The organism is Nonomuraea sp. NPDC004702, assembly GCF_053601695.1.
Map to the genome: position 1 here is coordinate 1 of NZ_JBSGCE010000101.1, position 21,535 is coordinate 21,535.

The 21,535-nt window shown below is 72.6% G+C and carries 17 protein-coding genes; 5 read left to right on the forward strand and 12 right to left on the reverse strand.

Features of this window, described 5'->3' with window-relative positions; all coding sequences use genetic code 11:
• Window positions 1-201: 201 nt before the first annotated feature.
• A complete protein-coding gene (gene guaA, locus ACWEJ6_RS50025) occupies window positions 202-1,749 on the reverse strand; it encodes a glutamine-hydrolyzing GMP synthase (RefSeq protein WP_364338178.1) in 1,548 nt (515 codons plus the stop codon).
• Between the two features lie 97 nt (window positions 1,750-1,846).
• On the opposite strand from guaA, the gene ACWEJ6_RS50030 reads away from it, so the two are divergent.
• Window positions 1,847-2,800 (forward strand): hypothetical protein, encoded by a 954-nt coding sequence (locus tag ACWEJ6_RS50030; protein WP_452432555.1) that lies wholly within the window; start codon window positions 1,847-1,849, stop codon window positions 2,798-2,800.
• Here ACWEJ6_RS50030 and ACWEJ6_RS50035 read toward each other — a convergent pair.
• From ACWEJ6_RS50035 to ACWEJ6_RS50050, 4 genes are all read right to left on the reverse strand, one after another.
• Window positions 2,745-3,629, reverse strand: a complete 885-nt coding sequence (locus ACWEJ6_RS50035; RefSeq protein WP_452432557.1) for an SDR family NAD(P)-dependent oxidoreductase — start codon at window positions 3,627-3,629, stop codon at window positions 2,745-2,747. The genes ACWEJ6_RS50030 and ACWEJ6_RS50035 overlap by 56 nt on opposite strands.
• 39 nt (window positions 3,630-3,668) lie before the next feature.
• Window positions 3,669-5,159 (reverse strand): DUF885 family protein, encoded by a 1,491-nt coding sequence (locus ACWEJ6_RS50040; RefSeq protein WP_452432558.1) that lies wholly within the window; start codon window positions 5,157-5,159, stop codon window positions 3,669-3,671.
• 10 nt (window positions 5,160-5,169) lie between these two features.
• On the reverse strand, window positions 5,170-6,411 hold the full coding sequence (locus ACWEJ6_RS50045; protein ID WP_452432559.1) for an MFS transporter: 1,242 nt from the start codon (window positions 6,409-6,411) through the stop codon (window positions 5,170-5,172).
• Between the two features lie 133 nt (window positions 6,412-6,544).
• A complete protein-coding gene (locus ACWEJ6_RS50050; RefSeq protein ID WP_452432560.1) occupies window positions 6,545-7,543 on the reverse strand; it encodes a LacI family DNA-binding transcriptional regulator in 999 nt (332 codons plus the stop codon).
• A 50-nt stretch (window positions 7,544-7,593) separates the two neighbouring features.
• Between ACWEJ6_RS50050 and ACWEJ6_RS50055 the strand changes: the two genes are divergently transcribed.
• Window positions 7,594-8,307, forward strand: coding sequence for an alpha/beta fold hydrolase (locus tag ACWEJ6_RS50055; protein WP_452432561.1), 714 nt, complete (start codon window positions 7,594-7,596; stop codon window positions 8,305-8,307).
• Here the strand turns inward: ACWEJ6_RS50055 and ACWEJ6_RS50060 are convergent.
• Genes ACWEJ6_RS50060 through ACWEJ6_RS50080 form a run of 5 tightly spaced genes read right to left on the reverse strand, consistent with a single transcriptional unit; the run spans window position 8,282 to window position 13,797 of the window.
• On the reverse strand, window positions 8,282-9,259 hold the full coding sequence (locus ACWEJ6_RS50060; protein WP_452432563.1) for a PLP-dependent cysteine synthase family protein: 978 nt from the start codon (window positions 9,257-9,259) through the stop codon (window positions 8,282-8,284). The genes ACWEJ6_RS50055 and ACWEJ6_RS50060 overlap by 26 nt on opposite strands.
• Window positions 9,260-9,282: 23 nt before the next feature.
• Window positions 9,283-10,023, reverse strand: a complete 741-nt coding sequence (locus ACWEJ6_RS50065; protein WP_452432565.1) for an MBL fold metallo-hydrolase — start codon at window positions 10,021-10,023, stop codon at window positions 9,283-9,285.
• A gap of 5 nt (window positions 10,024-10,028) precedes the next feature.
• Window positions 10,029-10,634 (reverse strand): TetR/AcrR family transcriptional regulator, encoded by a 606-nt coding sequence (locus ACWEJ6_RS50070; protein ID WP_452432566.1) that lies wholly within the window; start codon window positions 10,632-10,634, stop codon window positions 10,029-10,031.
• A gap of 2 nt (window positions 10,635-10,636) precedes the next feature.
• Window positions 10,637-12,295 carry an FAD-dependent oxidoreductase gene (locus tag ACWEJ6_RS50075; protein WP_452432568.1) on the reverse strand — a complete coding sequence of 553 codons (1,659 nt, stop codon included), beginning with the start codon at window positions 12,293-12,295 and terminating at the stop codon, window positions 10,637-10,639.
• A complete protein-coding gene (locus ACWEJ6_RS50080; RefSeq protein ID WP_452432569.1) occupies window positions 12,292-13,797 on the reverse strand; it encodes a succinic semialdehyde dehydrogenase in 1,506 nt (501 codons plus the stop codon). Before ACWEJ6_RS50080 ends, ACWEJ6_RS50075 begins: the two co-directional genes overlap by 4 nt.
• A gap of 124 nt (window positions 13,798-13,921) precedes the next feature.
• Between ACWEJ6_RS50080 and ACWEJ6_RS50085 the strand changes: the two genes are divergently transcribed.
• A complete protein-coding gene (locus tag ACWEJ6_RS50085; RefSeq protein ID WP_452432571.1) occupies window positions 13,922-16,105 on the forward strand; it encodes a protein kinase domain-containing protein in 2,184 nt (727 codons plus the stop codon).
• Window positions 16,106-16,137: 32 nt separating this feature from the next.
• Entirely contained in the window at window positions 16,138-18,135 is a 1,998-nt protein-coding gene (locus ACWEJ6_RS50090; protein ID WP_452432573.1) for a beta-propeller domain-containing protein, read from the forward strand.
• A gap of 36 nt (window positions 18,136-18,171) precedes the next feature.
• Here ACWEJ6_RS50090 and ACWEJ6_RS50095 read toward each other — a convergent pair whose 3' ends face one another.
• Both ACWEJ6_RS50095 and ACWEJ6_RS50100 read right to left on the reverse strand, forming a co-directional pair.
• The gene (locus ACWEJ6_RS50095; protein ID WP_352362815.1) at window positions 18,172-19,908 is read right to left on the reverse strand and encodes a glycerol-3-phosphate dehydrogenase/oxidase; all 1,737 of its coding nucleotides are present in this window, start codon (window positions 19,906-19,908) and stop codon (window positions 18,172-18,174) included.
• Window positions 19,909-19,978: 70 nt separating this feature from the next.
• Window positions 19,979-20,749: a DeoR/GlpR family DNA-binding transcription regulator gene (locus tag ACWEJ6_RS50100; protein ID WP_358282199.1), complete on the reverse strand. Its 771-nt coding sequence runs from the start codon at window positions 20,747-20,749 to the stop codon at window positions 19,979-19,981.
• Between the two features lie 128 nt (window positions 20,750-20,877).
• Here ACWEJ6_RS50100 and ACWEJ6_RS50105 point away from each other — a divergent pair.
• On the forward strand, window positions 20,878-21,535 hold a 658-nt coding region (locus tag ACWEJ6_RS50105; protein ID WP_452432576.1), incomplete at its 3' end, for an SIS domain-containing protein.

The following is a 21,535-nucleotide window of genomic DNA, read 5'->3' on the forward strand; positions in this document are numbered from 1 at the left end:
GCCCAAACTCACACACTTTTCCCAAGAAACTTTCCGGTATGCGTCCACGAGCTGAGCAATCGTCACGGGCCGGGGTCGAGGGGGTCTGGCGAATCGACCTCCTTCCACCATAACCAACGCCCTGACCTGCATTAACCGCTCATAGCCGGACATGCGAACGGCCCGGAACCGTCAGCCGGTCCGGGCCGTTCGCACACGGCGTTATTCCCACTCGATGGTGCCCGGGGGCTTGCTCGTGACGTCGACCACCACCCGGTTGACCTCGCGCACCTCGTTGGTGATGCGGGTGGAGATGCGCGACAGGACGTCGTAGGGCACCCGGGCCCAGTCGGCCGTCATCGCGTCCTCGGACGTCACCGGCCGGAGCACGACCGGGTGGCCGTAGGTGCGGCCGTCGCCCTGCACGCCCACCGAGCGCACGTCGGCCAGCAGCACCACCGGGCACTGCCAGATCTGCCGGTCGAGGCCGGCGCGGGAGAGCTCTTCGCGGGCGATGGCGTCGGCCTCGCGCAGCAGCGCCAGGCGGTCGCGGGTGACCTCGCCGACGATGCGGATGCCGAGCCCCGGGCCGGGGAACGGTTGCCGCCAGACCATGGCGGGCGGCAGGCCCAGCTCTTCGCCGGCTCGGCGGACCTCGTCCTTGAACAGCGCGCGCAGCGGCTCGACCAGCTTGAACTGGAGGTCTTCCGGCAGGCCGCCGACGTTGTGGTGGGACTTGATGTTGGCGGTGCCCGTGCCGCCGCCGGACTCGACGACGTCGGGGTAGAGGGTGCCCTGGACCAGGAAGTCGACCGGGCCGTCGGCCATGATGGCGCGCTGCTCGTCCTCGAAGACGCGGATGAACTCGCGGCCGATGATCTTCCGCTTCTCCTCCGGGTCGGTGACGCCCTCCAGCGCCTTCAGGAAGCGGTCGGCGGCGTCGACGACGCGCAGCTTGACGCCCGTGACGGCCACGAAGTCGCGCTCGACCTGCTCGGCCTCGCCCTTGCGCAGCAGCCCGTGGTCGACGAAGACGCAGGTCAGCCGGTCGCCGATGGCCCGCTGGACGATCGCCGCGGCCACCGCGGAGTCGACGCCGCCCGACAGCGCGCAGATGGCGCGGCCGTCGCCGACCTGCCGGCGCACGGCCTCGACGGAGTCTTCGACGATGTTGAGCATGGTCCACGACGGACGGCAGCCGGCCGCGTCGAGGAAGTGCTTGAGCACGGCCTGACCGTGCTCGGAGTGGAGCACCTCGGGATGGAACTGCACGCCGTACAGGCCGCGCTCGGGGTGCTCGAAGGCGGCGACCGGCGTCTCGCTCGTGGAGGCGGTGACCGCGAAGCCCTCGGGGGCCGCGGCCACGCTGTCGCCGTGGGACATCCAGACGGTCTGCGCGGCGGGCAGCCCCTGGAAGATGACGCCCTCGTCGAGCACCTCCAGCGCGGTGCCGCCGTATTCGGCGACGCCCGTGCGGGCGACCTCGCCGCCCAGCGCCTGGGCCATGGCCTGGAAGCCGTAACAGATGCCGAACGTGGGCACGCCGGTCGAGAACAGGCCGTGCGGCACGGGCGGCGCGCCTTCGGCGTAGACCGACGACGGGCCGCCGGACAGGATGATCGCCTTGGGCTTCTTGGCCATCATCTCCTCGACGGACATCGACGACGGCACGATCTCGGAGTAGACGTGGCACTCGCGCACCCGCCTCGCGATGAGCTGCGCGTACTGTGCGCCGAAGTCGACCACCAGCACTGTGTCGAATTCAGACACCGTGAGAACCCCCCAAAGGCGAAATGCGGTGCCTTCATTGTATCGGCCTCGGGTATTACGCCTGGCCTCACACCGTCACTCGTGCTAACACAGAACGGTGGATCTTGTCTGGCCGGCCTCGGCGTGGGCCCTGTGGTTCGCCGCGCTGGCCGCCGCGTTCGGGTTGACGACGCGCCGGGCCGCCGCGCCCCCGGCGGCCCCTGCTCCCCCGGCGCCGCCCGCCGTGGTCGAGCTCTTACGCGGGCTGCGGGCCGGTGAGGTCTTCCACGCCACGGTCTTCGAGCTGGCCAGGCGCGGGTTCCTGACGATCCGGGGCGACCGGCTCACGCTCTCCGCGACGGGCGAGGGGCAGGTGTGGCCGTACGAGCGATGGGTGCTCGACCGGGTGGCCGCGCGGATGGGCGGAGCGCCGCAGGCGCCGGTCGTCGCCCTGATGCCGGACAGCGGCGACCTCGACGCCGAGTTCGTGCCCCTGGTGCGGCAGAGCGCCATCGACCTCGGGCTGGCCCGGCGGCGCTGGCAGAGCATGCTCGTGCCGCTGCTGCTGGCCGCCGGGCTCGCCGTGCCCTGGTACGTCACCATCTCGCAGGCGGGCGTGTCGTGGCCCGGCTGGATCGCGACGGCGGGGGCGTTCGTGGCCGGGGCCGCGCTGCTGCTGGGCGGGCGCGGGTTCGTGCTGACGCCGCTCGGCCGCGAGGTCGCCGGGCCCGAGCCGGCTCCGGTGGACCCGCGGCAGGAGTGGATCTTCACCGGCGACGGGTGGCGCGGCGTCCTGGTCGAGCCCGCTCCGCGCGACGGCGGCGGACCCAAGCGGCAGGAGGTCGAGGGGCGGGTGGTCAAGCGCTGGATCGTGACCGAGCACGGCGACGACCTGTCCTCCTCGCGCACCTGTTACCTGGCGGTGCACGACGGCACGTCGGAGCGGGCGCCGGCGTACCGGGCCAAGGAGCGCGTCTACCAGGACGTGCTGCCGGGCGACTTCGTCCGGCTGCTGGTCAATCCGCGGCGCGGGAGCGTGGTGAGCGTGCTGGCCCACGAGCGCCGCTGGTAGCGCCGGGCAGTTCGCCGGCCAGCAGCATCTCGGTCTGCCTGCGCAGCCGGTCGGCGAACTCGGGGTGGGTCAGCACGAGGAACCGTTCCTCGTGGATGGCCCGCACGACCAGGGCGGCCACCTCGGCGGGCTCGACGCCGCGCGCCATGGCCGCCCCGACGGCCTCGCGGGCGGCCGTCTCGTCGTCCGTCGGGGTGCTGACCAGGTCGGCCGGGCGGGAGCGGGCCGAGTCGTCGATCCGCGTCCTGACCGCGCCGGGGCACAGCGCGGTCACGCGGAGCTTGGAGCCCACGGCGGCCAGGTCCTGGGCCAGCGACTGCGAGGCGGCCAGCGCGGCGTACTTGGTGACCGCGTAACCGCCCGCGCCCGGCGCGGCCAGCAGCCCCGCCACGGACACGGTGTTGACGACGTGCCCCTCGGTGTCCTGTGCCATCATCCGCGGCACGAACGCGCGCACGCCGTGCAGCACGCCCCACAGGTTCACGCCGAGCAGCCAGGCGAAGTCCTCGGCGGTCCTGGTCCACAGGCGGCCGCCCTGGTGGACGCCGGCGTTGTTGCACAACACGTGCACCGCGCCCAGCTCGCCGAAGCTCCGGTCGGCCAGGTGCTGCACGGCCGCCGCGTCCGAGACGTCGGTGACCTGCGTGAGCACCTCGCCCGGCCCGGCGGACGCCTTCCCCGCGAGCGCGGCCGTCTCGGCCAGCCCGCCGTGATCGACGTCGGCCAGCATCAACGCCATGCCCTCGGCGGCGAACCGGACGGCCAGGGCTCTGCCGATGCCGCTGGCCGCGCCCGTCACCACCGCGACCCTGCCGGACAGTTCACGCACCGCCTGAACCTCCCTAGCGCTCGCTCGGCTACCCCGACGCTACAGGATCGCGCCGATCAGGCCCAGGGGCGGCGAGCCGAGGTCGAACAGCGCCTTGTGGAAGCGCTGGAGCGTGAAGCCCGCTCCCCACTGCGTGCGGGCCTGCTCGCGCAGGTCGAGGATGAGCAGCTTGCCCCAGGTGTAGCGGCCGTACGTCGGGTCGAAGGAGGCGCGGCGGGCCTCCGACAGCGCGGCCGGACCGGCCAGGTGGGTGTCGGACTCGAAGCGCCGCGCGCCCTCCTCGACCGTCATCTGCCCGGTGTGCACGCCGATCGCGCAGGCCAGCCGGGTGACCCGGATCAGGGCCTCCACCCAGACGCCGATCTCGAACCGCGGGTCGTCGGGCGCGTAGCCCTCCTCGACGCACAGCTCCTCGGCGTAGTGGGCCCAGCCCTCGACGAAGGCCATCGACTGCAGCAGCCGCCGCACGTCGGAGGGGGCCCGGCGGAGCGCGCGGCCGTGCGAGAAGTGGCCGGGGGCCACCTCGTGCACGTTGATCGCGGGCAGCGTGGTGGCGCTGAAGACCTCCAGCCACTCCTCCTGGTCCTGCTCGCTCCAGGACGCGTCCGGCGGCGTGATGTGGTACCAGGACGGCCCCTCGGGCTCGCCCGGCGAGTTCCACGCCATCATGGCCATGGCCCAGCGGCGCGACTCCGGCGCCAGCCCGACCTGGCACTCGCCGTCGTGGTAGGGCACGAGGTCCTTCTCACGGGTGAAGGCGATGGCCCGTTCGGTGCCGATCCGGGCCGCCTCGATCACGCCGTCGGCGTCGGGGTGGTCCTTGACCAGCTCGCGGACGACGTCGAGGGGCCGCTCGGAACGTCCGAGCTTGGCACAGGACTCGGCGAGCAGGCCCATGAGCCGGTCGCGTTCGGCGTCGGCGCGCTCGGCCAGCCGGCCCAGGTCGACCGGCAGGCCCTCGGCGCTGCTCATGAGCTTGACCAGGGCCGCGCCGCCGAGCGCGGCGTCGGGGTCGCCCTCGGCGGCGGCGCGGGCCACGTGGGCCACGAGCCTGCCGTGGGCCTCGATCGCGGCCTCGTCGGTGATGCCCGCGGCCAGGCCCTTGACCGCGCCCAGCAGGGACGTGGCGACCGGGGCCGCGACCTGGTCGAGCGAGGCGACCGCGGCGTCCACGGCGGCCGGCCACTGCGCGAGGTGGGCGGCCCTGGCGGCGGCGCGCTCGGCCTCGGGGCCGTAGTCGCGGTCGTAGCAGGCCAGGTCGAGGTTGGACAGGTGGATCAGCGGGTTCTTGCGGTGCAGCTCCAGCTCGCCGAACTGGACGCGCATGGCCTCCTCGAAGATCTGCAGATGCTCGGCGTCGTGCGGGTCGGCCGGCGCGTCGCCCTTGCCGAGGCGCGCCAGGCCGTCCCGTACGCCCTCGGGCGACAGGTCCTGGATCTGGCCGTCGTACTCGTGCCTGCCGCCCCCCTCGCGCGCCTCGGACACCATCAAATCGGTGATCGCGCGCAATCTGGGGTCAAGTTCCGTCATGTCGCCGACGCTAGCGCACACCCCTGATCCTGAGGACCCCGACGGAGCCGACCAGCGAGATCACGATGCCCACGACGAACAGCGCCGGATAGCCGCCCGTCCCCACCACGACGGCGGCGAGGGCGGGCGCCAGGATCTGCGGCCCGGCGTTGGCGATGTTGAGGACGCCCATGTCCTTGCCCGCGTCGCCGGGGTCCGGCAGCACCTTCGTCACCAGGGCCATGTCCACGGCCATGTAGACGCCGAACGCGATGCCGTGCGCGACGTTGTAGACGATCATGCCCTCGAACGTCGGCATCGCCAGCGGGATGCCCAGGAACACCGCCGAGGACAGCCCGGCGACCAGCGCGAACAGCCGGAAGCGGCCGAGGCGGTCGGAGATCGGGCCGATCACGAGCACCGCGAGCAGCGTGGCGGCCTGGCCGATGAGCATCAGCAGGCCCATCGTGGCGACCACCTCGCCCTTGGGGATCTTGATGAAGTCCTCAAGGAGGAAGAGGTTGAAGGTAAAGATGACGAAATATCCGAGCATGACGCCGAAACGCGACACGAAGGCCCAGGCGAAGTCCGGGCTCTTCAGCGGCCGCAGGAACCCGGCCAGGAACGCGCCCAGCCCGAACGGCTCGCGCGCCATCCCCACCGAGGACGTGTCCGGCGTCGCGACCACGACCAGCACCGCCGCGACCAGCAGCAGCGCCATCACCACGTAGTACGCCCCGCCGGCGGCCAGCTGCGGGAACACGATGAACATGATCGCCGCCGCGATCGTGGCCAGCGGCGTGCCGAGCCCGAACAGGCCGGAGTAGGTGCCGTACCGGCTCGGCGGGACCCGGTCGGGCAGGATCGCGGTCATGGCGGCCTGGTAGCCGTTCATGATGGTCTGCACGCCCGCCCAGCTGAGGCCGAGCATGAGCACGCTGCCCGCATTGGCCTGCGCGAACAGGGCGAGCACGCCGAGCAGGACGCAGCCGAGTATCCACGGCGAACGCCGGCCGAAGCGCGACCTGGTCCGGTCGGAGATCTGGCCGAAGACCGGGTTGGCGAGCGTGGCCATGAGCGGGCCGATCGAGTTTGCCAGGCCCAGCGCGGCCACGTCGTTGACGCCGGTGATGCGCTGCACGTGAACGGGCAGGACGAACGCGCCCACGCTCAGCCACAGGAACATGACGGCGACGTTGGCCAGCGGAAGCGTCAGGTAGAGCGGCCCGAGGCGCCGGGTGTCCCGGTGCGCGCCGCTCAGAACTTCAGCCATGGGGGGACCTCTCCGAGCGATGGTGATACGTATCACCGACGATTGCTCTGGACTGTAGGTCGCGCGGGAAGGGCTGACAAGACGCGCGTCCAACTCGTTACCCGCCTCAGGCGCCGGCCCCTCGATACGCGCCTCAGGCGCTGGACCGGACCACCAGCCGGGGCTCGAACCGGGCGACGACCTCGCCCGCCACGGACGGCCGCACACCGCGGACGATCCCGTCGATCTCCTCCGCCAGATCGGCCGGGCTGGCGGTGGCGTCGAAGTGCACGCTGGTCAGCCGGGGCCGCATGAGCGTGCAGATCGGCAGGTCGTCCGCGCCGACCACGGCGACGTCGCCGGGGACCCGCAGACCGGCGTCCTGCAACGCGCTGATCAGCAGCATCGCGTACTCGTCGTTGTAGGCGAAGACGCCGTCGGGCAGGTCGCCCGCGCGGACGATCCGCCCCGCCTCCTCCTCCGAGAAGGCCAGGTCGATGCGCGCGGCCCCGGGGACGACCTCCCGCACCCCCGCCAGCCGGGCCCGCCCCATGGCGTCGACGCCCTCCTCCCGGGGCACGACGGCCGCCAGCCGCCTGCTCCCCCGCGCGACCAGGTGGCGGGCGGCCACGGCGCCGAGGGCCCGGTGGTCGAACACCAGGGCCGGCACCAGCGGCGAGGGCTGGTCGGACAGGCCGACGACGGCCCGGACGCCCGAGGCGTGCAGCAGGTCCACGGCGGGCCTGGTCAGCCGCGCGGCCTCGACGAGGACGGCCGAGGGCCGCAGGGCGAGCCAGCTCCTGGCCGCCGCCACGCCCTTGAGGGTGCGCTCACCGTACTGGACCAGGGTGTAGCCGCGGGTCCTGAACTCCTCCTCCAGCTCCTCGGACACCTGCTGCGCCAGCCGGCCCGTCCTGGCCCGCGACAGCGGCATGAGCACGATGTCGCTGCGGCCCGTACGCAGCGCGCGGGCGGCGGCGTCGGGGACGTAGCCGAGCCGGGCGGCGGCGTCACGGACCCGCCTGCGGGTCTCCTCGCTCACCCGGGCGTGGGGGTTGTCGGTGAGCACGTAGGAGACCGTGGCCTGGGACACTCCCGCGGCCCTGGCCACGTCGACGCTGGTCGGCGGACGGTCCCCCCTTGTCGTGTTCACGGGGTGGATGGTATCAACTGCTTATACGTATAATCAGGAGAGGCCGCCGCATGAAGCTGCACACTCGTGAATGGGGTTCGGGCGACCGCCTGGCCGTCCTCGTCCACGGCATCATGGCCGACTCGCGATGCTGGTGGCGGGTGGGCCCCGAGCTGGCCGCGCGCGGCTACCGGGTCATCGCCGTCGATCTGCCCGGCCACGGCGAGAGCCCCCGCGCCGACGCCTACCCGCCCGAGCTGTTCGCCTCGTCGCTGGCGGAGTCGGTGCCCGCGCGCCCCGAGCTGGCCATCGGGCACTCCCTGGGCGGCCTCACGCTCGGCCTCGCCGTCGAACGGCTCATGCCCGGACGGGCGATCTACTCCGACCCGGCCTTCCGCCTGCCGACGCTGGAGAGCGGCGCCCTGGAGTCGATGGCCGGCTTCACCGACGAGACCGGCGAGCTGATCGCCGCCCTGCACCCCGGCTTCTCGGCCGAGGAGGTGGCGGTCGAGGTCGAGATGCTCGCGCGCTGGGACCGGCGGTCGGCGCTGTCGCTCGTCGAGGCGTCGGGCATGGACTTCACGCCCGCTCCCGTCGTGCCGTCGCTGGTGCAGGTGGCCGACCCGAGCTTGCTGGTGCCGCCGGCGTTCCAGGAGGAGTTGCGGGGCAAGGGGTTCGAGGTGCGCGTGGTCACGGGGGCCGAGCACACGATCCACCGCCACCTGTTCGAGGACTTCCTGGCCGGGCTGGAAGGCTGGATCAGACCCGCTGCCGCAGCTCGGTGAGGCGGCCGGCGACGTCGAGGCCCTTGCCGGCGGCCCAGGCGTCGTCGTGGTACGTCGCCAGGTGCCGCTCGGCCGCGTCGCCCACCAGCGAGACGATCGTGCCGCTCTCGCCCCTGGCCCGCATGCGCCCGGCCAGTTCGAGCGCGGCCCACAGCGCGGTGCCGGACGAGCCGCCCACCGGCAGCCCGGTGACCTCCCTGATGCGCCTGGCCGCCGCCACGCTCGCCGCGTCGGGCACCGGCACCACCAGATCGACCAGGTCGGGCCGGAACCCCGGCTCCACGCGCGGACGGCCGACGCCCTCGATCCGCGAGGGCATGCCGGTGGCGTAGTCGGGCACGTCGAGGGTCCAGCCCGGGAAGTAGGCGGAGTTGTCGGGATCGGCGACCGCCACCCGGCAGCCGTGCTCCCCGGCCGCGGCGCCGAGCGTGGCCGAGGTCGCGCCGGTGGCCGCGCCGGTCACCACCCAGTCGGGACGGACCTGGGCGAACAGCTCTTCGGCCAGATCGTGCGGCGCGGCCCGGCCGAACTGGTCGAGGTAGTGGCCCCCGACCTGCCCGGCCGCCTCCCTGGCCGCGTCGTAGATGGCCAGGGGCGGCGTCACGAACCTGCACTCGCCGCCCAGCGCCTCGACCGCGCGGGCCCGCGCCGGGTCGGGCGCGCCCGGCATGACCACGACGTAGGGCAGGCCGAGCCGCCGGGCGAACCACGCCTGCGCGACCGCGGCGTTGCCGCCGGTGGCCTCGACCACGGTGGTGCCCTCGGTGATCGAGCCGTCGAGCACGGCCCGCCGGAACAGCGCCCTGGCGTGCCGGTGCCGCAGGCTGCCCGTGGGCTGACCGGACTCGTCCTTCAGCAGCAGGCGCACGCCGGGGACCCGGACGGGGAAGTCGATCAGCCTGGTCGGCGGCCCGGCGGCCAGCGCGTCGAGCGCGCGCGTGCTCCAGCTCACCGGACCACCTTGTCAGGACGAGCTCAGGAAAGCTCGACCTGTTCGCCAGGGGCGAGCAGCACGAACCGCTCGCCGAGCCCCGCGAACGCCTTCTCCAGCGTGTCGCGGCCCTGCGTGAAGTGCGCCCAGTGCTCGAAGTGCAGCGGGACGACGTGCCGCGCGCCCAGGATGTCGGCGGCGGTGACGGCGTCCTCGCTGGTCAGCGTCAGGAACCCGGCCACGAGCGGGGTGCGCGCGCCGCCCGCGAACAGCAGCGCCACGTCGATCCGCGGGAACCTGGCGGCCACGGCCCGCACGACGTCGAGCGAGGCGTTGTCGCCGCTCACATAGACGGTGGGCAGGCCCTCGCCGCTGAGCACGAAGCCGGTGACCTCGCCCGTCAGGTGCTCGGTCCCGTCGGGGCCGTGCTGGGCGGGCACGCCGGTCACCCGCAGCGGGCCGACCTCGGTCTCGCTCCAGTTGGGCAGGGCGCGCACCGGCTCGCCGACGCGCTCGGCCGCCGAGGCGGTGGACAGCGCCAGCGGGGCCGCGGCGAGGAACGCGCGGCCCGCGTCGTCGAGGTTGTCGGGGTGCTGGTCGTGCGAGAGCAGCACGGCGTCCACCGGGCCCACCTCGTCGGGGCCGAAGGCGGGGCCGGCCGTCTTCTTGAGCACCCTGGCGCCGACCGGGTGGTCGCCCGGCGCGTCGAAGGTGGGATCGACCAGCAGCCGGACGCCGCCCAGCTCGATGACGGCGGTCGGGCCACCGACGTAACGAATCTTCATGTCCGTCAAGGACACGGGGGTACATAAGGTTTATTCCGTACGCCGTTGAGCACGCGGGTCACCGTGCGGTGGCACAGGGCGCGGAAGTCGGGCTCGGCCATGCTCATCCGGCCGCTCAGGTACTGCTGGACCAGGCCCTGGGTGCTCGCCGTGACCGCGAGCGCGGTCTCCAGCGGGTCGTCCTCGCGCAGCACGCCCGCGCGCATGCCCTCCTCGGCCAGCGCCACCACCACGCTGAACGGCGGGCCCTGACCGTCGCGGAAGTCGTCGGGGAAGCGGCGGGCCCGCGCCCAGGCGTCGGAGGTCAGGAAGTTGTACAGGTGGGGGCTGCCGAGCGCGAAGTCGAGGAAGTCGTCGAGCGCCGCCATCATGCGCTCCTCCACGTCGCCCGTGCCGGGTCGGCGGGTCCACGCCTCGGCCAGCTCGCGGGCGGCGGCGTCGGCGACGGCGCGCAGCAGGGCCTCCCTGTTGGGGAAGTGCCGGTAGATGGCCATGGCGGTGACGCCCACGGCCTCGCCGACCCGCCGCATGCTGACGGCGTCGGCGCCCTCCTCCAGCAGGATCTGCCGGGCCACGGCCTCGATGCGCGCCGCCGTCCCTCGTTCGCTCACGTTTACAGTGTATACAGACGGAGTGCTCCCGGCGCCCGCTCCGGCACGGCGGGCCGGCGAGGCGCCACCGGAGGCAGCCGGACGTACGGCGAGCCCGTGGCAGGCCTGGGATCGGGGTCGCCGGCGTTGGGCCACAGGGACATGGCCCGCTCGGCCTGCGCGGTGATGGTGAGCGACGGGTTGACCCCGAGGTTGGCCGACACCGCCGAGCCGTCCACGACGTGCAGCCCCTCGTGGCCGTAGACGCGGTGGTAGGCGTCGATCACGCCGGTCTCGGGCGAGTCGCCGATCACGCAGCCGCCCAGGAAGTGGGCCGTCGTCGGGATGTCGAACAGGTCGAGCCAGGTGCCGCCGGGCACCCCGCCGATCTCGGCCGCCGCGTGCCGGACGGCCTCGTGCCCGGCCGGGATCCACGTCGGGTTGGGCTCGCCGTGACCGCGGGCCGACCGCAGGCCCCAGCGGGTGCGCCGGACGGTGATCGAGTTGTCCTTGGCCTGCATGACCAGCGCGATGACGGTCCGTTCCGACCAGCGGCGCAGGTCGAGCAGCCGCAGCGCCTCCAGGGGCCGCGCGGCGATCTCCCGGAACAGCGCCGGCCACCTCGGCTGGCCGCCGTCCACGAGCAGGGTGCGCAGCAGGCCCATGGCGTTGGAGCCGTCGCCGTAACGCACGGGCTCGATGTGGGTCTCGGCGTCGGGGTGGATGGAGGAGGTGATGGCCACGCCCTTGTTGAGCTTCTCGCCGCCCGCCGACGTGCGCTCGAAGCCGAGCAGGGCCTCGGAGTTGGTCCTGGTCAGCGTGCCGAGCCTGGGCGACAGGCGGGGCAGGTCGCCGGTGGCGCGCAGCTTGTGCAGCAGGCGCTGGGTGCCGTACGTGCCGGCCGCGAAGATCACCTGCTTGGCCGTGAACGAACGGCGGCGCAGCGCCGACCCCGTCCGGCGGGCGACGACCCGGTAGCCGCCGGAGGGCAGCGGGCGCACCGAGGTGACCGTGCACTCGGCGTAGACCCGGGCCCCCGCCCGCTCGGCCAGGTGGAGGTAGTTCTTGACCAGCGTGTTCTTGGCGCCGTGGCGGCAGCCGGTCATGCACTGCCCGCACTCGATGCAGCCGCGCCGCTGCGGCCCGGCGCCGCCGAAGTACGGGTCTACGCCGTCCTCGCCGAAGTAGACGCCGACCGGGGCCAGGTGGAAGGTGTCGCCCACGCCCATCTTCTCGGCGACCCGGCGCATGACGTCGTCGGCGCGGGTGACGGTGGGGTTCGTGACCGCGCCGAGCATGCGTCTGGCCTGGTCGTAGTGGGGGGCCAGCTCCGCCTTCCAGTCGGTGATGCCGGCCCACTGCGGGTCGCGGAAGAACGGGTCGAGCGGCTCGTAGAGGGTGTTGGCGTAGACCAGCGACCCGCCGCCCACCCCGGCTCCGGCCAGCACCATCACGCCGGTGCCGCGTTCGCCGCGCAGCACGTGGATGCGCTGGATGCCCTTCATGCCGAGCCAGGGCGCCCACAGGAAGTCGCGCAGCTTCCACGAGGTGGCCGGCAGCGCGGAGTCGTCGAACCGGCGGCCCGCCTCCAGCACGCCGACCTTGTACCCCTTCTCGCTCAGCCGCAGCGCCGAGACGCTGCCGCCGAACCCCGACCCGATGACCAGAACGTCGAACGTCACTTGATCCGCAGCTTCCGCATCGCCTTGAGGGTGCCGGCCAGGACGTCGGCCCACGTCTCGTACGTCAGGTCGAAGGGCGGCTCGAAGCCCAGCCAGGACGCCTGCGAGGCCACGGTCTTGGACTCGGTGTAGCGCAGCAGGCCCTCCGCGCCGTGCCGGCGGCCGAGGCCCGACGCCTTCATGCCGCCCATGGGCGCGTCGTAGGAGGCGTAGGCCGAGCCGTACCCCTCGTTGATGTTGACCGTGCCGGCCTTGACGCGGGCGGCCAGGGCGCGGCCGCGGGCCGGGTCGGTGGTCCAGATGGAGGCGTTCAGGCCGTAGATGGTGTCGTTGGCCAGCTCGATCGCCTCCTCCTCCGAGTCGAAGGGGTAGAGGGCGACCACGGGCCCGAACGTCTCGTTGCGGCACAGGTCCATGTCGTCGCGCACGCCGGTGAGCACGGTCGGCTCGTAGAACAGCGGGCCGAGGTCGGGCCTGGCCCGGCCGCCGGTCAGCACGGTCGCGCCCTTGGCCACGGCGTCGTCCACGTGGGCGCTGACGGCGTCGAGCTGGCGTTGCGAGGTGAGCGAGCCCATCTGGACCGACCAGTCGTGGCCCGCGCCGAGCTTGAGGTTGCCGACCTGCCTGACCAGGCGCGCGGCGAAGTCGTCGAACACCGACGTGTGCACGTACAGCCGCTCGATGGACAGGCAGAGCTGGCCGGCGTTGGTGAAGCAGGCCCGGATCGCCCCCTGGACGGCGAGCGGCACGTCGGCGTCTTCGAGCACCACCATCGGGTTCTTGCCGCCGAGCTCCAGCGAGCAGCCGATGAGCCGCTTGGCCGCCTCCTCGGCGATCTTCCTGCCGCCCCTGGTCGAACCCGTGAACGCGACGTAGTCGGCGTCGTCGAGCAGCGCGTCGCCGATCTCGGCGGGCTCGCCCAGCACGACCTGCCAGATCTCGCGCGGCATGCCCAGCTCGGCCAGCAGGTCGATGGTCCACAAGGTGGACATGGCGGTCTGGGTGTCCGGCTTGTGCACCAGCGCGTTCCCGGCCAGCAGCGCCGGCACGGCGTCGGTGACGCCGAGCGAGAGCGGGTAGTTCCACGGGGAGATCAGCGCGACCACGCCCTTGGGCTGGCGCAGCTCGGTCACCCGGGTGGCGCCGGGGAAGATGCCCTTGCGGGTGCGCGGCGCGAGCAGCCCGGACGCCCGCCGGGCGTAGTAGAGGCTGCACCCGGCGACGTCGAGCACCTCCTCGAAGGCGTGCTTGCGGGCCTTGCCGGTCTCGTTCTGGACGATGTCGAGGATCTCGTCCCTGCGGTCGAGGATGGCGTCGTGCAGCAGCAGGAACGGTCTGGCCCGCGCCGCGGCGGACCTGGCCGCCCACTCGGCCTGGGCGGCCCTGGCGCGCTCGTAGGCCAGGCGTACGTCGTCGGCCGTGGAAATGGGCAGCTCGGCGAGCGGCTCGCCGGTGAAGGGGGCGGTGATCTGCCGGGTCTTGCCGCTGGACGTGACGTGCATGCCCGAAGGATATTCCGCTTGGCTACCGGCGGGTAGTTTTTGCGGATTCGCGGGGTGGGGTCAGAATCCTCTTATGCCATCGTTCGCTCCGCTACGCCCGGGAGATCCGGCGAGTCTGGCCGGCATGGACCTCCTCGGCAGGCTTGGCGAGGGCGGCCAGGGCGTCGTCTACCTCGCGAAAGATCATTCCGGCGCGCACGTCGCCGTCAAATGGCTGCGCCCCGACCTGTCCGGCGACGACGTGAGCGTCGAGCGGTTCCTGCGCGAGGTCCAGGTGGCCCAGCAGGTGGCGCCGTTCTGCACCGCGGCCGTCCTCGGCACCGGCGTCGAGCTGGACCGGCCGTTCATCGTCAGCGAGTTCATCGAGGGGCCCTCGCTGCAGCGGGTGGTGCAGGAGGAGGGGCCGCGCACCGGGTCCACGCTGCACCGGCTGGCCATCGGCACCGCGACCGCGCTGGCCGCCATCCACCAGGCCGGCATCGTCCACCGCGACTTCAAGCCCGCCAACGTCATCCTGGGCGCGGACGGCCCGCGGGTGATCGACTTCGGCATCGCGCGGGCGCTCAACGCGACCTCGACGATCAGCAGCATGGTCGTGGGCACGCCGTCGTACATGCCGCCCGAGCAGATCATGGGCCACACCGTCGGGCCGGCGGCCGACATGTTCTCGTGGGCCAGCGCGATGGTCTACGCGGCGTCCGGGCGGGCGCCGTTCGGCAGCGACACCATGCCCGCGGTGATCAACCGGGTTCTCAACCAGCAGCCCGATTTGGGCGTGCTCGACGGCGCGCTGCGTGACGTCGTGGCCGCGTGCCTGGCCAAGGACCCGGCGCAGCGGCCGACGGCCGAGCAGGTGATCATGCGCCTGCTCCAGCACCCGATGCCGGCGAACTCGCCCATCCTCGCCGCGGCCGCCGCCGAGGCCGGCCCCGCCGGGCCGCCCATGACCGGGCCGATGGCGGGGCCGATGGCGGGGCCGCCGCAGCAGCACCCGCAGGGACCGCCGCACGGGCCTGCACAGGGGCCTGCACAGGGGCCCGCACAGGGGCCCGCACAGGGGCCTCCGCACGGGCCGATGACCGGGCCGGTGCCGGGGGGCCGGCAGCCGTACCCGCAGCAGCAGTGGCACCCGCCGGGCCCGTACGCGCAGCCCACCCACCCGGGCGTCCACCCCCGGCAGCCGGCCGGCAAGGGCAGGGCGCCGCTGGTCATCGGGGCCACGCTGGCCGTCGCCTTACTCGTGCTGGCCGGGCTCGCCGTGCTCATCGCCAACAACAGGACGACCCTGGCCGCCGACGGCGGCGTCACGACGCCCGCGTCCGGCCGGCCGTCCGGGCGCAGCGTGCCGCCCGCCACGCCGTCGGTCGCGGCGTCGGTCGCGCCGGTCTCCGTCCCCGAGGAGGGGCCGCGCAAGGCGCTGCCCGGCGCCGCGATCGGCCTGTACGAGAACACCTCCGACGCGATCGTCCTGACCTCCTACGAGATCTACGACAAGAAGAAGGAGGACTGGATCGACCACGCCAGGGACTCGCTGCGCGGGCCGTTCCGCAAGTACGCCGGCAACTGGGAGTCGAACGTCTCCCCCGGCGGCCGCTACCTGGCCACCCGCGGCCGCAAGTACACCGACGACAACTACGACTACATCATCGTCAGCGACCGCCAGACGGGCGAGCGCACCACGATCAAGACCGTCCGCGGCCCGCTGATCGCCAGCATCCGCGGCTGGTCCGAGGACGGCTCCAAGATCCTGCTCAACATCGAGCGGAAGAGCGGCGACACCTGGACCTACCCCGGCTTCGTCATCGTGGACGTCGCCACGAAGAAGGCGAAGACCGTCATGGTGGACGACTCCGCCGTCCGCAAGACCGCCTTCGGCTGGGACGGCGAGGGCACGGGCGTGATCAACATCTTCGGCCCGGAGAAGAACCGCAGCCTGCGCTTCTTCGACGCCGACGGCAAGGCCACCCGCGACCTGCGCTCGATCGGCACGCTGCCCGCCGGCACCCAGGACGTCTTCTCCCCCTCGGGCGAGTCGTTCCTGTCCACCTGCCCCAACGGCAGCGACGGCGACACCTGCGTGTGGGACGTCAAGTCGGGCGACCGCACGCACAAGTTCGCCTCCGACTGCGACAAGGTGCTCGGCTGGTACGACGAGACCCACCTCTACTGCTGGGAGCAGGACAACAACACCAGGGACGAGATCCAGGTCGTCGACCTCAAGGGCACCCTGCTCCGCAAGATCCTCGACGTGCCCGAAGACGTCGACTTCAGCCCGGTCTTCACCGCCAACCCGGCCAAGGGCTCCTGAACCATCCGGCCCGCGCAGCCGTCATGGAGGTCATGAAGACGCTGTTCCGTACGGCCGTGACCGCCGCGGCCCTCGCCATGGCCACGACGGCCTGCACCTCGGCGGCCACCGGCCAGGCGCCCGTGCCGAAGGTCACGCTCGACGCCGTCCGCCTGGTCGCCTACGACAGTTGCGACGACATGCTGTCGGGCCTGCGGGAGCACGCCGCGGAGAACGTCGGCCCGTGGGGGTTCGGCGGCCCGCAGATCATGTACATGGAGGACACCGCCGCCACCGCGCGGGCGAAGACCACCTCCGACACCCCCGAGCACTCCACCACGAACGTGCACGAGGCGGGCGTGGACGAGCCCGACCTGGTCAAGACCGACGGCAACCGGATCGTCACGGTCGTGGACGGCACCCTGCGGGTCATCGACACCGCGACCAAGAAGGTCACCGCCTCGCTCAAGCTCACCAAGAAGGACGAGCCGACCTTCGCCCCCGCCGACCTGCTGCTCTCCGGCGACCGCGCGCTGGTGCTGTTCCGCGGCGGCGACATCATGGTGAAGTCCTTCGCGCCGCCCGGCGAGACCCGTTACGTCGTGGTCGACCTGGCCGGGCAGCCGAAGGTGCTCAGCACGATCCGGGCGCAGGGCTCGTACGTGGACGCCAGGATGATCGGCTCCACGGTCCGGCTCGTCACCCGCAGCCAGCCCGACATCACCTTCCCCGAGCCCAAGAGCCCGGACGCCTCCGAGGCCGACCGCAAGAAGGCCAACCAGGACGTCGTCCGGCGGGCGCCTCTGTCCGCCTGGCTGCCCACCGTCGAGATCACCGGCGGGTCCGGGGCGGTCAAGAAGGACACGGTCAAGTGCGAGCGGGTCAGCCACCCCGCCGACTACACCGGCACCTCGCTGCTCACCGTCCACAGCATCGACCTGACCCAGGACGTCGCCGCGACCGGCACCGAGCCCATCAGCCTGGCCGCCGACGGCGACACCGTCTACGGCAGCGGCACGAGCCTGTACGTCGCCAGCAACCCCCGCTGGTGGTTCCCGGTGGTCACCGAGCCGATGCCGGTCGAGCCCGTGCCGACGGCCACCGACGGCGCCGCCCCGGCCGTCGAGCCCACCCCGAGCGACCCGGCCGTGACGAGCAGCGCCCCGGCCACGCCCGCCACCTCCGAGCCCGTACCCGACCCCACTCCGACGGCGCCGCCCGAGGAGACCGAGGTCCACCGGTTCGACATCAGCGCCGCCGGCGCCCCCTCGTACGTGGCCTCCGGCAAGGTCCCCGGCCGCCTGCTGAACCAGTACTCGCTGTCGGAGTACGAGGGCCACCTCCGCGTCGCCACCACCCTCACCGCCACCGACGGCGGTAACAGCGCCAGCAGCGTGTACGTGCTCGACGCCGCCACCATGGCCAAGGCCGGCGAGGTCGGCGGCCTCGGGAAGGGCGAGCGCATCTACTCGGTCCGGTTCATCGGCCCGGTGGGCTACGTCGTGACGTTCAAGCAGGTGGACCCGCTCTACACGCTCGACCTGCGCGACCCGGCCGCCCCCAAGGTGACCGGCGAGCTGAAGATCACCGGCTACTCGGCCTACCTGCACCCCGGCGCGGACGGCCGGCTGATCGGCATCGGCCAGGAGGCCAGCGACAAGGGCAGGACGCTCGGCACGCAGGTCTCGCTGTTCGACGTCAGCGACCCGGCCGCCCCGCGCAGGCTGTCGCAGCTCTTCCAGAAGGAGTCGGGCTCCGAGGCCGAGTGGGACCCGCACGCGTTCCTGTACTGGCCGAAGACCGGCCTGTCGGTGCTGCCGCTGATGACCCCCAAGGAGTCGGGCGCGCTCGTGCTGAAGATCGACGACTCGGCCGTGAAGAGGCTCGGCATGATCAAGCACCCCACCCACCAGGACAAGGACTACACCTACCAGCCCGGCATCCAGCGCTCGATCGTCATCGGCGACGCCCTCTGGACGCTGTCCTGGGACGGCCTCCAGGTCAACGACGCCACGACGCTGGCCCGTCAGGCCTGGATCCCGCTGCGCTGACCCCCGTGAGGGCGGGTGACCGGTCCGCCGGAACGGTCACCCGCGCTCCGGCGCGACCACGGGCACGATCTCGGGGGCGCCCAGCCGGATGGCGTCGGCCTCCTGGTCGGAGTCCTGCTCCTGGGAGCGCCGCTCGGCCTCGACGCGCTTGGTGTAGTACTCCACCTCGCGCTTCACCTGCTCGGCGTCCCAGCCGAGCGGCCCGGCCAGCAGCTCGGCGGCCTCCTGCGCCACGGCCAGGCCGCGGTGGAAGGTCTCGATGGAGATGTGGGTTCGCCTGGTCAGCACGTCGTTGAGGTGCCTGGCGCCCTCGTGGGTGGCGGCGTAGACGATCTCGGCCCGCAGGTAGTCGTCGGCCCCGGCCAGCGGCCGGCCCAGCGACGGATCGTCCTCGATCAGCTGGAGCACCTCGTCGATGAGCGAGCCGTAGCGCTGGAGCAGGTGCTCGATCCTGGCGACGTGCAGGCCCGAGGTGTGGGCGAGGCGGTAGCGGGAGTTCCACAGCGCCTGGTAGCCCTCGGCCCCGGCCAGCGGGATGCGGTCGGTGCACGAGCGCGGCACCCGCTGGTCGAGCCCGTGCGCCACCGCGTCCACCGCGTCGCGGGCCATGACCCGGTACGTCGTGTACTTCCCGCCGGCGATCATCACCAGCCCCGGCACCGGATGCGCCACGACGTGCTCGCGCGACAACTTCGACGTCTCGTCGGACTCCCCCGACAGCAGCGGGCGCAGCCCGGCGTAGACGCCCTCGACGTCGTCGCGGGTCAGCGGCACCGACAACACGGCGTTGACGTGGTCGAGCAGGTAGTCGATGTCGGCCCGGGAGGCCGCCGGATGGCCCTTGTCGAGCGTCCACTCGGTGTCGGTGGTGCCGATGATCCAGTGGCGGCCCCACGGGATCACGAACAGCACCGACTTCTCCGTGCGCAGGATGATGCCGGTGCGGGAGTGGATGCGGTCGCGCGGCACCAGCAGGTGGATGCCCTTGGAGGCCCGTACGTGGATCTGGCCGCGCCCGCCGACCAGCTCCTGGATGTCGTCGGTCCACACGCCCGTGGCGTTGACGACCTGCTGGGCGCGTACGTCGAACTCGGCGCCGGTCTCCAGGTCGCGCGCCCGCACGCCGGTGACCCGCTCGCCCTCCCGCAGGAACCCGACCACCTGGGCGCGCGGCGCGATCCGGGCGCCGTACGTGGCGGCGGTGCGCAGCATGGTCATCACGTAGCGGGCGTCGTCGACCTGGGCGTCCCAGTACTGGACGGCGCCGGTGAGTGCGCTCTTCTTCAGCGCCGGGGCCAGCCGCAACGCTCGTGACCTGGACAGATGCCGGTGGCCCGGCACCCCGCGGGTGACCCCGGAGGCGAAGCCGAGCGTGTCGTAGAGCGCCACGCCGGCGCCCACGTAGCCGCGTTCCCACCCGAAATGGGTCATCGGGAACAGGAACGGCACCGGCCGGACGAGGTGCGGCGCCAGGCGCTGGAGCAGCAGCGCCCGCTCCTGCAGCGCCTCGCGCACCAGGTCGAAGTTGAGCTGCTCCAGGTAGCGCAGGCCACCGTGGATGAGCTTGGACGAGCGCGACGAGGTGCCCGAGGCGAAGTCGCGGGCCTCCAGCAGGGCCACGTCGAGGCCCCGGGTGGCGGCGTCGAGCGCGGTGCCCGCCCCCACCACGCCGCCGCCGACCACGACCACGTCGAACTCCTGGGCGGACATCTCCGCCAGCGCCGCCGCGCGCTCGGTGGGCCCGAGCCGGGCCACGCTCCTACCCGCCGTCATCGTCTCCCCTTGCGTCGACTGCGGTCAGTACCTACCCGTACGCCCGGTTCCATGTAACGCAAGGGACGGCTCAGGCGCGTACGACCTTGACGCCCGCGTCGGTGAGCCGGCCGGTGAGCTCGTCGGAGAGCCGCTCGTCGGTGACCAGCGTGTCGATCTGCTCGATGGGGCAGATGCGGGAGAAGGCCCGCCGGCCCACCTTGGAGGAGTCGGCCACCACCACGACCTGGGCGGCGCGGCTGATCAGCAGGTTGTTCACGCTGGCCTCGCCCTCGTGGTGGGCCGAGGCGCCCAGCTCGACGTCGATCGCGTCGACGCCGAGGAAGGCCACGTCGAGGGTGACCTGTTCGAGCACGCCCGAGGCCAGCGGCCCGATCAGCTCGTACGACTGCTGCCTGGCCACCCCGCCGGTGACCACGATCTTGACGTGCTGCCGCACGGTCAGCTCGGCGGCGATGTTCAGGGCGTTGGTGACGATCGTGAACCCGCTCTCCAGCGTGGACAGCGTGGCGAGGGTGCGGGCCAGCTCGGAGGTGGTGGTGCCGCCGTTGAGCCCGACCACGGCGCCCGCGCTCACCAGGTCGGCCGCCGCGGCCGCTATGCGGTGTTTCTCGTCGGCGTGCCTGGCCGTCTTGTAGCGCAGCGGCAGGTCGTAGCTGACGCTCTGGGCGACGGCTCCGCCGCGCGTGCGCATGAGCATCTGCTGCTGGGCGAGCTGGTCGAAGTCACGCCGGATCGTGGCGGTCGAGACGTCGAGCGCCTGGGCGGCCTCCTCCACCGACAGCCTGCCCTCCTGGGCGAGCAGCTCCAGGATGGCGTTCCAGCGATCGTAGCGGGACACGAAGCCTCCAATGAGATCCGGACGGGATCAAGCGTGGCACAGGCGGGGAGGTGAGAGCGACCACTGCACAAAACTGCGCTTTTACTGTATAAAAAAGGCAGAAACAAACACCAACGGGGAGGAACGCGGTGACCACCCATACCGAAGCCGAGATCGAGTCCCAGCCGTCCTGCTGGCGCCGCGCGGTGGCCGACGTGCCCGCGGGCGCGCTGCCCGAGCCCGGCGAGCGGGTGGCCGTCGTCGGCTGCGGCACGTCCTGGTTCATCGCGATGGCCTACGCCACGCTGCGCGAGCGGGCCGGGCTGGGCGAGACCGACGCGTTCGCCGCGTCCGAGGCGCCGGTCGGCCGCTCCTACGACAGGGTGCTCGCGCTGACCCGGTCCGGCACCACGACCGAGGTGCTGGAGCTGCTGTCCAGGACGAGCGCCCGCACGACGGCCATCACCGCCGACCCGAAGACGCCGGTCATGACGGCCGCCGACGAGGTCATCGTGCTCGACTACGCCGACGAGAGCTCCGTCGTGCAGACCCGCTTCGCCACCACCCAGCTCGCCATGCTCCGCGCCAGCCTCGGCGAGGACCTGACCGGCGCGATCGCCGACGCCGAGCGGGCCCTGGCCGAGCCGCTGCCCGCCGGGCTCGTCGAGGCCGAGCAGTTCAGCTTCCTCGGCAGCGGCTGGTCGGTCGGCCTGGCCCAGGAGGCCGCGCTCAAGATGCGCGAGGCGTCCCGGTCGTGGACGGAGGCGTACCCGGCGATGGAGTACCGGCACGGCCCGATCAGCATCG